General features: G+C 37.0%; 11 protein-coding genes. 2 read left to right on the top strand and 9 right to left on the bottom strand.

The window, feature by feature from the left end; genetic code table 11:
- Positions 1 to 4: 4 nt before the first annotated feature.
- From HYG86_RS10280 to moaA, 8 genes are all read right to left on the bottom strand, one after another.
- Positions 5 to 1,375 (bottom strand): sigma-54 interaction domain-containing protein, encoded by a 1,371-nt coding sequence (locus HYG86_RS10280; RefSeq protein WP_213165486.1) that lies wholly within the window; start codon positions 1,373 to 1,375, stop codon positions 5 to 7.
- 76 nt (positions 1,376 to 1,451) lie between these two features.
- The gene (locus HYG86_RS10275) at positions 1,452 to 1,607 is read right to left on the bottom strand and encodes a XapX domain-containing protein (RefSeq protein ID WP_213165485.1); all 156 of its coding nucleotides are present in this window, start codon (positions 1,605 to 1,607) and stop codon (positions 1,452 to 1,454) included.
- Positions 1,608 to 1,671: 64 nt separating this feature from the next.
- Entirely contained in the window at positions 1,672 to 2,088 is a 417-nt protein-coding gene (locus HYG86_RS10270) for a YwiB family protein (RefSeq protein ID WP_213165484.1), read from the bottom strand.
- Between the two features lie 20 nt (positions 2,089 to 2,108).
- Positions 2,109 to 2,975 carry an agmatinase gene (speB, locus tag HYG86_RS10265; RefSeq protein WP_213165483.1) on the bottom strand — a complete coding sequence of 289 codons (867 nt, stop codon included), beginning with the start codon at positions 2,973 to 2,975 and terminating at the stop codon, positions 2,109 to 2,111.
- A gap of 2 nt (positions 2,976 to 2,977) precedes the next feature.
- Entirely contained in the window at positions 2,978 to 3,814 is an 837-nt protein-coding gene (gene speE, locus HYG86_RS10260; RefSeq protein ID WP_213165482.1) for a polyamine aminopropyltransferase, read from the bottom strand.
- Positions 3,814 to 3,930, bottom strand: a complete 117-nt coding sequence (locus HYG86_RS18385) for a pyruvoyl-dependent arginine decarboxylase (RefSeq protein WP_343064106.1) — start codon at positions 3,928 to 3,930, stop codon at positions 3,814 to 3,816. The genes speE and HYG86_RS18385 overlap by 1 nt, the downstream gene beginning before the upstream one ends.
- A 196-nt stretch (positions 3,931 to 4,126) precedes the next feature.
- A complete protein-coding gene (moaC, locus tag HYG86_RS10255) occupies positions 4,127 to 4,597 on the bottom strand; it encodes a cyclic pyranopterin monophosphate synthase MoaC (RefSeq protein ID WP_213165481.1) in 471 nt (156 codons plus the stop codon).
- 2 nt (positions 4,598 to 4,599) lie between these two features.
- Positions 4,600 to 5,577 carry a GTP 3',8-cyclase MoaA gene (moaA, locus tag HYG86_RS10250; RefSeq protein ID WP_213165480.1) on the bottom strand — a complete coding sequence of 326 codons (978 nt, stop codon included), beginning with the start codon at positions 5,575 to 5,577 and terminating at the stop codon, positions 4,600 to 4,602.
- A 179-nt stretch (positions 5,578 to 5,756) separates the two neighbouring features.
- On the opposite strand from moaA, the gene HYG86_RS10245 reads away from it, so the two are divergent.
- Together HYG86_RS10245 and HYG86_RS10240 are read left to right on the top strand one after the other, a co-directional pair.
- Positions 5,757 to 8,084, top strand: a complete 2,328-nt coding sequence (locus HYG86_RS10245; RefSeq protein WP_213165479.1) for a transglycosylase domain-containing protein — start codon at positions 5,757 to 5,759, stop codon at positions 8,082 to 8,084.
- Positions 8,085 to 8,439: 355 nt separating this feature from the next.
- Positions 8,440 to 9,939: an IS1182 family transposase gene (locus HYG86_RS10240; protein WP_213165478.1), complete on the top strand. Its 1,500-nt coding sequence runs from the start codon at positions 8,440 to 8,442 to the stop codon at positions 9,937 to 9,939.
- Between the two features lie 194 nt (positions 9,940 to 10,133).
- Here HYG86_RS10240 and HYG86_RS10235 read toward each other — a convergent pair whose 3' ends face one another.
- Positions 10,134 to 12,605 carry a helicase C-terminal domain-containing protein gene (locus HYG86_RS10235; RefSeq protein WP_213165477.1) on the bottom strand — a complete coding sequence of 824 codons (2,472 nt, stop codon included), beginning with the start codon at positions 12,603 to 12,605 and terminating at the stop codon, positions 10,134 to 10,136.
- Positions 12,606 to 12,616 lie beyond the last annotated feature (11 nt).

Raw genomic sequence — 12,616 nt, 5'->3', positions numbered from 1 at the left:
GCCTCTACATAGTTTTTATATTTAACTGTTTTAACTTATATTGTAGGGTTTGACGGGGTATTTCTAAAACTTGTGCTGTTTTTGTTACATTGCCTTGGTTTTTTAGATATGCCTGAAGTATTATATCTTTTTCATAATTAAACATTTTTTCTCGTAGACTCTCATTTTTCTGTGTAAAGATAGCCTTCCCTATTAGGGCAGAAGGCAAATCCTCAACTTTAACTATGCCTTCATGTTTGAAATTAAAAATCTGTTCAATATAGTTTTTTAGCTCTCTTATGTTTCCTGGCCATTGATGATCAATGAATACCTTTAAAGCTCTATTGTCCATCCCCATTATTTTTGCATTGAACTTATTATTATATTTATCAATAAAAGCATCTATTAAAACAGGTATATCTTCTTTCCTATCTCTTAGTGGCGGGATTTTTAAATTAACCACATTTAGTCTGTAATACAAGTCTTCCCTGAGCTGCCCTTTTTCTAAGGCATCCTCTGGCGCTATGTTTAGAGCGACTACAATTCTTACATCAACTTCCCTTTCCTTTGTATCACCTATTCTTCTAATCTTTTTTTCTTCTATGGCCCTTAGGATTTTTGCTTGTAAGCTTTGTGGCATGGTATTTATTTCATCCAAAAAAAGCGTCCCACCTGAAGCTAGTTCGAATAATCCCCCTTTATTTTCCGCTCCTGTAAAGCTACCTTTAACTGTACCAAATAAGATACCTTCCAATAATGATTCAGGCAAAGCTGCACAATTTTGAGCTATAAAAGGTTTGTTTTGCCGTGGAGAACAACTATGTATGGACTGCACTAGTAACTCTTTACCTACACCTGTTTCACCAAAAACCACTATTGTCGAGTTATTCTTTGCAACCTGTTCAGCTTTCTTTATAACTGTTAGTAATTCTTTGCTATTTCCTAATATATCTCCAAATTGGTACAATTCATTTAACTTAGTATCTTTTGAACTATCTCGTTTATACAAACTAAGCTGTAGTTGGTGCACTTTATCAGAAAGTTGTTTAACTTGAGTAACATCTTTGGATATTTCTACTGCACCTATAAATTCATTATGCCTAAAAATAGGCAGGGTTGTATTAACTGTTATAACTGTTTTACCTTTATAATTAGAGTAGGTTTGTTGTTGATTAAATATAGGTTTTTGGCTTTTTAGCACCTTAATCAATGTACTTGATGATCTGTCTAAGGATGGAAAAATTTCTAAAACATCTTTTCCAATAACATCTGACGGTTCAAGACCATCAAGGCTAGCTGCTTTGGGATTATAGTATATGGTTATACCATTCTTATCAACAGCATGTATCCCTTCATCTATACTCTCAAGAATTCCACTAATGATTTCATTTTTCAAAACTTCCCCTCCCGCCTATTTTTGGGCATTACTACTTTTTTTAAAGGACAGTCAATGTATTGACTGTCCTTTAAGTTTAGAAAAACTTATTGGCCAAAATGTATCCAAACATTATGCCAGCTATCCCCATAAGCCCAGCAAGGTTAGGTGGGGCAGGCACAGGTAGCCCAACCTTAGCAAAAATGGCTCCTACAGCTCCTCCTGCTAACAATGCTAATATAACTTCTCTCATCTGGTCAGGCCTCCTTCCTAAAATCCCCTCATGTGGATTAGTGCTCCACGCCCTCCCATTGACTTTAGATGGAGTAAAACATAATGTTGAGTTTTTGATCTTCTATTTTTTCCCCTGCCATATTTAAGTCATAGTTCAGGTATATTTTACCTTTATCCGACAAAAGTTCTACCCTGATATCCTTAGCGTCCACTTCTATCTCGAAGCTGCCATACTGTGTAACATAATGGCTTCTTGTTATTTCACCTAGAACAAATACTTGTTTGAGTTTAGTATAACCACTGCGTAGTAAAGTGACTTTATTATCTTCTAGCTTAAGGGTAGTAGTAGTGTTGTCTAGACCTGTTCCTTCGGGCTCTTTATATGTTAGATACCAGGTATCATTTTTATTAGTAAGATTACCTTCCACCTGTATTTGCATATCTGAACGTCCAGAAGGAGTTTGTTGACTCGACTTAATAATAATCTGTACGGGTCGCATTCTCTACACCCCTTGCTAACTTATTTGATGTACATCAATAAACTTTCTCTAATGGTTTTAGCCGCCAATACAGATGTGATGTCACTTACATCATATACTGGTGCCACCTCTATAATATCAAAGCCTACTATATCTAAATCTTCTAGCAGCTTGATGCTTGATAAAAGTTCCTTAGAGGAGATTCCACCAGCTTCTGGTGTTCCTGTTCCAGGGGCAAATGCAGGGTCAACTACATCTATATCTATAGTAAGATATATAGGTCTGCCCTTTAGTTCCTGCAACACACTTTTAAGGGGTTTTTCTACCTCGAAAGGGAAAAGCCTAGTGTTTTCCTTTGCAAATTCCCATTCATCTTTAGTACCTGATCTAATTCCAAACTGATATACATCTTTTACTCCCAATTCCCTAACAACCTTACCAATCACTGTGGCGTGAGATTCGCTTTCTCCAGCGTAGTCTACCCGTAAATCTGCATGGGCATCAAAGTGAACCACTGCTAGATTTGGATGTTTATCTAGAACGCCTTTGATTGTAGCATAGGATATTAGATGATCTCCACCTATTATAAAAGGTATTTTTCCATCTTTAGCGATTTGGGAAACAGACTCATAAATGATATCCAAAGATTTTTCCACATTACCAAAAGGTAATGCTAGGTCCCCAGCATCATAAAATGGGCAATCATTTAAGTCTTTATGACAATAAAAACTATATTCCTCTAAGTTATATGATACTTCTCTTATTCTTTTAGCTGCGAAACGAGAGCCAGGTCTAAAACTTACAGTATAATCCATTGGCACCCCAAGCAAGACACCTTTAGAACTATCATAGTCTTCTTTTGCGGCAATAAAGTTGGAAGTATACTCTATGTTTTTAAATAGGCTCATTTTTAATCACCCTTTACTAAGTCTTGAACAAACTTAGGAAGTCTAGTTGCTGCTTTTAAGATATCTAAAGTAAAGTATTTTGTATCAATGTTATAAAGAGATTCTGTATTAACATCTTCTGTTTTGTACTTTTTAGATGCCATTGTGAAGCTCCATAACCCACTTGGATAAGTAGGAATACTTGCTAAATAAGTTTGCACATGGGGGAAAATATTGTTTAGCCTTTTGTTAACATTGGTTATCAAATCCGCATTAAAGAAAGGAGATTCTGTCTGAGCAACCATTAGTCCATCTTCTTTTAATGCCTCAAAGATCCCTTTGTAGAAATCCTGACTAAAGAGTCCAACTGCAGGTCCAACTGGTTCAGTTGAATCAACTAGAATTACATCGTAGGTATCCTTAGATTCTTGAATGTGCTTTATACCATCTTCCACTCTAACGTCAACTTTAGGGTTACCTGTTAAAGCTACAGCTATCTCAGGTAGGTATTGCTTACTAAGCTCTATTACTCTTCCATCAATCTCAACTAAGGTTGCTTTTTCAACAGAGGGGTGTTTTATAATCTCACGAATGGTACCACCATCTCCACCTCCGATTACTAAAACATTCTTTGGATTTTGATGGGTATATAAAGCCGGATGTGTAATCATTTCATGATAAACAAACTCGTCCATTACAGATGTTTGTACCATACCATCTAATACCAGCATACGACCAAAAGCTTCAGTCTCAATCATTGCTAAATGTTGAAAATCAGTTTGTTCAACATGAAGGGTCTTAGCAGTTTTTAAGGATAGACTCACAGAGGGTGTTTGCTTTTCTGTATACCACATTTCCATTAAAATAACCCCCTAACTACTCCTGATGCTAATAATGCGTTGTCAAAAGCGTTCAGTGTAGTTGCTCCTTCAGCACTACCTGCTAATATCTTGAATTTTATAGGTGTTTGTAACACTTCTACATTCCTCCTCAAATAATATCACCAGAGAATTATAACAAAATTAGGTAATAAATCAACCATTTTTTTCTTGTTTCCTCTGTTTTTTTAGTTTGCCCAACAAATTAGGGAAAAATGAGTAATGAAAATTACCTTCTTGTTACTTTATTATTTGCCTATATGATATTTTAAAAATATTTTTTTTGATGTAACTTTATCCAAAAAAATCTGTTTTTCCACCAGTTTTACTAAGTAGACTAATATGGCCAATGTTCATTTTTTTATCCACGGCCTTGCACATGTCATAGATGGTTAAAAGTGCCACTGAAACGCCTGTTAGAGCTTCCATTTCAATACCCGTTGCTCCACTGGTTTTGGCTACACAGGTGGCTTCTATGTATGACTTATCTTCCACCACTTTAAATTCAATATCCAAACCAGAAATCATAATGTTGTGGCACATTGGAATAAGATCCCATGTTTTTTTAGCACCTAATATTCCACCCACCTGGGCCACAGAAAGTACATCACCCTTTTTCATTTGGCCTTCTAAAACTTTTGCTATGGTTTCTGGTGCCATGTAAATCCTGCCCTGAGCCACTGCTTCTCTTTTTGTCATACTCTTTTCAGAGACATCTACCATTTTTGCTCTTCCAGAGTTGTTAAAGTGTGTGAATTCTCCCATGTTTATCCCCCTATCTGCCACATGGAGCGGTGAGTGGTTGTATCAGAGTTTATATCATGCCCCAAAGGCTTATTTTTTACAGCCTCTACAATGGCTCTTTTTACATCTTGTACAGTACCTGTTTGAATAACTTTTCTCAAGTCAACTTCACCTTTACCAAATAGACATGTCTTTAATTTCCCATCACTTGTCAGTCTAAGTCGGTTACAATTAGCGCAAAAATGCTCGCTGACTGCGCTTATGACACCAAATGTCCCTTTAGAGTTTGGAAGCTTGAAGTACTTAGCAGGTCCTTTGCCTGTAGGGCCATGTACACCTTCCACCTCATATTTTTCCTTTATCACTTCTAAGGGATATGTCCATGGTATATAACTGTGTTTCCAGTTATCTGTACTTTTTCCTAATGGCATCATTTCGATAAATCGTATATGGATGGGTTTTTGTAGGGTCATATGAACAAAATCTAGTATTTCATCCACATTTTCATCTTTTAATAAAACTGTGTTGATTTTGATAGGTTCAAAGCCTAGTTCAATTGACTTATCAATACCCTTAAGAACTAAATCAAGGCAGTCTTTACCTGTGATTTTCTTATATTTCTCCCTTTTTAAGGTATCTAGACTAATATTTAACCGATTCACACCAGCATTTTTTAACGACTTCGCCATTTCTTCTAGCATTACACCATTTGTAGTAAGGGATATATCATTGATACCTTCCATGGACGATATAAGCTTAACAAAGGGTATTAGGCCTTTTCTTATCAAGGGTTCTCCTCCAGTTAGTCTTATACTAGAAATACCAAGTTCGGAAACTCCTTTTACAACCACTGCCAACTCCTCGTAGGTCATAACCTTATCATGACCAAATAAATCTACACCTTGTGGTGGCATACAATAGCTACAACGCAAATTGCATCTATCTATAAGAGAAATCCTAAGATAGTCTATCTTCCTGCCAGTACTGTCCATGAGCTCCATTTATATACACCCCTTAGTCCAGATTTTTATTAGATTATGTTAATTATATCATACTAGTATGAATAGTCTACATTTCTACTAATATATAAGGGAAAAAAAGGCATAATAATTATTATTAGATTTGTCATTTCTAAAATATTTTTTTGAGGATAAGTCACTAATTTTTAGGAGGACTTCGCATGGTTGAGGGTAGCAGAAGAGATAGACATAAAAAAAAGAAATTAAAGCTCTATGGCACTAAAAAATTCTTTACATACTTTACTGCATCTCTACTACTTATCGCTATAGGTTTTGCCGGTTATCTAGTTTACCTAGCAGCCAATATAGATACTATAGCCCTAAGGGGGATGGGGAACAACTCAGCAGTTTATTCTAGAGATAATTCTCCCATGGGAATCGTCTCCACACAACAGAGCGACTATGTTCAACTTCAAGACATAAATCCTCATTTTGTGAATGCGGTTATTGCTGTTGAGGATAATGTTTTTTATGGACACTTAGGTATAAACCCACTGGGTATTGCCAGGGCCTTATATACCAACGTTATAAATCGCAGGGTTGTACAAGGTGGGAGTACAATAACACAGCAACTGGCAAAAAATATATTCCTAACTCACGATAGAACAATGGATAGAAAACTAAAAGAATTAGTTTATACCCTAAAATTGGAAAGGACATATAGCAAAGACGAAATATTAGAAAACTATTTGAACTCAATTTTTTATGGTCATGGCATTTATGGTGTGGGAGCAGCCACACAGTTTTATTTTAATAAGACACCTTCTGAATTAACCTTGGCAGAGTCTGCTTTATTAGCAGGGATTATCCAAGGTCCTCATTTCTATTCCCCAGCAGTTCCTAGGAACTTAGAGCCAAGGGTCTCAGAAGATGCTGAGCTCGGTGATGGAGACCCCACTGTGGGAGATATTACCACCTCAAGGACTTACAGACGACGTAATTTCGCTCTACACAGGATGCTTCAAGAAGGTTATATTACCGAAGAACAGCTCCAAGATGCAAGGGAGCAGCCTATCGACCCCCCTGTTGAACAGCAGAGTGAAAACCCAAACATTCCTCGTTTTTTAACAAATGAACTTACAAGGATTGAAGAAGAACTTGGCTATGAAAGAGGTCAGCTCCTTGTAGGTTTCAACATTTTTACAACCTTAGATGCAGATGCCCAACTTGTTGCCCAGCAGACAATAGGTAATTACGAAAGTTATGTGGGAGAAGCACAACGTAATAATCCCAACATTCAAGCAGCGCTAGTTAGCATCGATCCTGAAACTGGTGGTGTTTTAGCTATGGCTGAAAGTGGTTTAGGTGAGTATAGAACCATAAACGGAATTCCCCAGCCGGGTTCAGCCTTCAAACCAATTGCTTACGCCCTTGCCTTAGAATCCCAAAAGTACACTCTATTAAACCAACACTTTTGTCAAAATCTTTCTGAGGCCGGGATTTTACCTAACTATACAGGAGCAGATTATGGGGGTAGATATCATAATTCCAACTTGACAATGAGGCAAGCTATGGTTGAATCATGCAACATATACGCTGTTTTAGCAAACACTCACTTAGGTCCTAGAAATATAATATCCTTAGCAAGAAGTATGGGCTACAATGGCACTTTAGCAGAAGATGCTCAAATGGTTCTTGGCAGTAGTGGAGCTCGTATGCTTGATATGGCTTCTGTATACGCTGTATTTGCCAACGGAGGTATGAGTGTAGAACCTTACATAATAAGTGAAATCCAAGATAGGTATGGCAACACCGTTTATCGCCAAAACCGTCAACTTAACCAGAGAGTCATATCCCAAGAAACATCTTTTCTAGTTACTGATATGCTCCGTGATGTGCTAAGAAGTTCCCAGGGCACTGCCAGGGGGGCAAGCAGTCGAATTCCTAATAGGGACGCTGCTGTGAAGACCGGCACTACAGCTGGGTATGCGTATAGTGCTGGCTATACACCCGAAATGGTAACAATTGCTTATATAGGCCAAGAGGAACAGACGGGTAATTTGGGTCTTACAGGTGGAGGTACAACTTCCCGCCTATGGGCTGATTATACCAATACTGCTCTAAATCGTATCTATGGAGAAAATGTAGGACAAACATTTTCTGTCCCGGGGAATATAGAGCAACTTAGAATATGCCGGGAAACCCTACTACTTGCCACGCCAAATTGTCCCGATGCATTTAATGAATATTTCGTTAGAGGCACGGGGCCAGATATATATTGCAACATTCATGAAAATATAAGCCGCGATGTACAGATGTGTACTGACTCTTGGAAAAGAGCTACTGACTTCTGCCCACCAAGATCCGTTAGAACCTTTAGGTTCCCACCTAACCAGCAAATACCAACAGAAGAGTGCGATATCCACCCTCAAGTTAGATGGCCAAACCAACAAGACATGGATGAAGATGTGGATCAAGACAGGTTTGACTGGTTTGATGACGAAGATGCCCCAGGGAGTGAAGAAAATAACGATGGAGATGAGCAATGAAATTACACTCTTAACCCTATTTTTGAGATTCAAATCATCATAACTATTTTTTCCAAAATTATAAAAGCACCCTATAGTGGGGTGCTTCAGACTGATGACAAAGTCATTTTTTAGGAATGTCGCATATTAAACGCTGTACAAAATTCTGCGTCGAGACTTAAGGCTTCTATCTAAACTCCAGAAGGGTACCGCTCCAATTCACCGTCCATGGTAAGTGGAGCTCTCAAAACGTCAGACTGTGTGAGAATTAGAGAATAATATATGTCTAAATGGCTCTAAAGTACTGTAAATACAGTACTTTTCCCTTTTTCTGTAGTATAATTAAGTTATAGAATATCGGAGAGGGGATTTTAAATTGTCATTTATAAAAGGTACAGATAGAAAGCAAAAAACAATGTTTCCTGACTGCATAGAAGATTACATAGGTGAGGATAATCCCGTTAGAGTAATTGATGAATACGTAGAACTGGTCAATATGAGTGCATTCACTAAATCAAAGGAACACCGCAGAGGTGCACCAGGATATCATCCCTCTGTTTTATTGAAGTTATATCTATACGGGTATGTAAATGGCATAAGATCATCTAGAAAGCTAGAAACAGAATCTCACAGGAATATAGAAGTGGTTTGGCTATTACAAAAACTAAAACCTGATTTTAAAACAATAGCTGATTTCAGGAAAGAAAATAAAACTCAGCTAAAACAAGTTTTCAAGGATTTTACTAAGTTGTGTAAGGATCTCAAACTATTAGGCGAGGAATTCATAGCAATAGATGGGACTAAAATTCAAGCTAATAATTCAAAGAAGAATAATTTCTCAAAGAAAAAAATACAAAGACACAAACAATATATCGAAGATAAGGTTAATTCCTATCTAGATTTGTTAGAAAGCAGTGACAAAGACGATTCACCTAAACTTAAGTATACACCTGAAGAAATTCAGCAAAAAATTGAAAAACTCAAGGAGCGTAAAATTAAATTTGAAGAGTTGGAAAAAAAACTACAGGATAGCGAATGTAATGAAGTATCTACAGTTGACGAAGATGCTAGGCTTATGGACAACAAAAACAATGGTGTTACTGTAGCATATAACATACAAACAGCTGTAGACTCTAAGCATAGTATTATAGTGGCATATGATGTTACAAACAATCCCGCAGATCAAGGTAATCTAAATTCACTTGCAGAAAAGGCTAAAGATATATTTGGAAAAAGGAAACTTGAAGTAGCAGCAGATAAAGGCTATTACCAAGCAGACGACCTTATGAAATGTGAGAGAAACGAAACAACAGTCTATTTGCCAAAACAGTCGTATTCTAACGCCACAGGAGACAAAGATTTCTACGGAGATAAATTTACTTATGTGCCTGAAAAAGACTTATATATTTGTCCTTTGGGCCATGAATTACGCAGAATAAACCACAAATCAAAAGAACCAAAAAGAATAAAATATAGAAACTACGATGCCTGTAAAAACTGTGAATCAAAAAGCAAATGCACCACTGCAGCCAAAGGCAGGATAATAAATCGGTCACCTAACCAAGATTTTTTGGATACTATAGATGCTAGAACAGAAGCAAATATGGACAAATACCTACAAAGGCAGATGATTGTTGAGCATCCTTATGGAACCATCAAAAGGACAATGAATGCTGGGTATTTTTTAACAAGAGGGATGGATTCTGTAACTACAGAGACAGCCCTAGTTTTGCTAGCCTATAATTTTAAAAGAGTAATAAATATTATAGGAGTGAAAGAACTACTAAGGATATTAGTAGCTCTTAGACCCACTTTATCATTGTATTTTTATATGTTTAAGTCATATTGCACCAAAAGACAGGAAATTTACGGCTAATCTTTGAGTTTTTAGAGATTAGCCACACAGTCTGACGTCCTGTTTCTCGCCCCTTCTTCCGTTTAGCTATTCAGTTCTTAAGTCTATCTCCTCGAATTAATTGTACTGCTTTTTAATATACACATCTAGGGTCAATGACTTTGTCTTAGGTTTGTCTACAAGCTGAAGCACCCCATAGTGGGGTGCTTTTTGTTTTAAATAAATTCTCTTATTTTCTCTGCTATGGCCTCGGTGCTACCAGCAAATTCCTTGCAACGGGGTAGGGATTTTAGAAATATTTTTCCATACTGCTTCGTTAAAACACGTTTGTCTGTAACCACCACCACACCCTTGTCGGACTTGCTCCGTATTAGCCTCCCAAAGCCTTGTTTAAACTTTAAAACTGCTTGAGGAACTGTATATTCCATAAAGGGGTTACCACCACCTTTTGCTATTAGTTCCTGCCTTGCTTCAATTATGGGTTCATCAGGAACACTAAAGGGAAGTTTAACTAAGATAACATTACTTAATGCTTCCCCTTGCACATCTACACCTTCCCAAAAACTAGCTGTGGCAAATAAAACAGAGGTCACATCTTTTTTAAAATTTTGTAAAAGTATATGCCTTTGATATTCTCCTTGCTTTAAACAGTTAATCCCCCTACTTTCAAGTATGGGTTTAAGCTCATTATACACATCACTCAACATTTTAAAGGACGTGAATAGAACAAAAGCCCTTCCCCCAGTAGCCAAAATTGTCTTAAGTAAAACATTAGGTATATCTTGATTAAAATTTTTCATGGTGGGCTCAGAGATATCTGTTGGAACACAAAATAATACCTGTTGCCTGTAGTCAAATGGAGAAGGTAACGTCAACTCTTCTAACTTGTCTTCACAAAAACCTAGCCCCACTCTATCTTTTATATACTTAAAATTACCACCAGTTGTCATTGTAGCCGATGTTAACACAACACTTTCATAGTTGTCGTATATGTTTTGATATAAGGCTTTTGATACATCTAAAGGAGCAGAATATGCTGTTATATATCTATTTTTTTGCGTCCCACTTAATTCTAACCATTTAACATCCTCAGATGTTTCTTTAAGAAATATATAGTCAAGGGTTTCCACTATGGATTCAAGCCTTGTTATCATGGCACTTAGTTCTACCATGTTAGGGACGAAGCTTTCGAAAGCTTTCGGGGCCATATCTTCTAATTCTTTTTGTAGTGCCCTTACTCTCTCGATAAACTCACTAAATATCTTTAAAAACTGAAAGACCTCTTCTTTTATTTTTTTATATGGCTGGGTTTCAACAACCTCTTGAGTTAGTCTAAGTTTACTTGTGTTTCCATCTAAGAATAAGTAAATATTATCAAAAAAATAATTATTTTTACTTACTATATCAGCAATTTGAGGGAGGAAATACATATGAACCTCGTCATAGACCTTCTGTTTTAAGAGAGGTGTAACATATTTGTTGTTAGTTAGCTTTTGACTTATATCCATGAGAAAGCCCTTTTGTTTCCCCCCCTTTGAGTAAAATAATCTATTAAGTTGTTTTGGAACAAGATATTTATTCGCCTTATATCCAAAATACTGGGTGGCTGTGTCCTCAATATTATGGGCCTCATCAAAAACCACACTATGGTATGAGGGCAGCACACCTCCTTCAAGTCCCTTTGCCTTTAAAGATATATCCGCAAATAATAGATGATGGTTTACAACCAGTATATCTGCATTGGCACTTTCCCTTCTAGCCTTGAAGAAAAAGCATTCTCTATAGTTAGAACAGTGTAGTTTTAGACACAAGTCTCCTTCAGAGCAAACTTGCTCCCAGTTGCTTTCCCTAGGCATAAAGTTCAGGTCAGCCTTACTTCCCTCTTTGGTTTTAAGTCCCCAATCCTTCAACAACTTTAATTCCTGATAATCTTCATCTATATCTTCTAATAAGCTATCTGTTTCTATATTTTCTAACTTTCGTAGGCATAAATAGTTACTTCTTCCCTTTACTAAAACCCCTTTGAAACCCAAAGGCAACACTTTCTGCAAAAAAGGTATATCTTTATATACAATTTGTTCTTGTAAATTGATGGTATTTGTTGATACTACAACCCTTTTCTTGTTGCCCACAGCCCAAAGGATCCCTGGTATCAAATATGCTAAACTCTTTCCTGTCCCTGTCCCTGCCTCCACAATTACATGTTGTGATTGATTCAAACCTTTTGCAATAAGTTTAGACATGGAGAGCTGTTCCGGCCTTTGCTCATAATTTTCTAACGTTTGTGCAATCACACCAACTGGTCCTAATATTTCCTCAATATTCTCTTCAGAAACATCAACCTGTTCCTGTGGAGCCATAGGCTCAACAACTGTATAGCTTCGCTCACCATTATTGCTAACGATAATAAAACCTATGCCATCTTGCCCTAGTTTGGCAGCAATACCTATATCAGCTTGAGAGGGTGATAAATTTCCAGAAGGGTGATTGTGTATGACAACATCCCCCACCTCAAGGTCATACATAATAGCTGGTACGCTAAATTCGTTGCCCCTGGCTAGTATTTCCATATCAAATATTTCTTTAGAGTCATTGACAACACCTCTAAAGAAAACTTCATTACCCCCAGCTTTTTCAATGGCAAGCCTTATTCTATTTTTAACGTCCTCTCTAAAAGAAACGGTCATATCAATTACCT

It is taken from the genome of Alkalicella caledoniensis, assembly GCF_014467015.1.
GTDB classification, from domain to species: Bacteria; Bacillota; Proteinivoracia; order Proteinivoracales; family Proteinivoracaceae; genus Alkalicella; species Alkalicella caledoniensis.
Note: the sequence above shows the minus strand (reverse complement) of the source record. Positions and strands in the feature narration are given on the sequence as shown.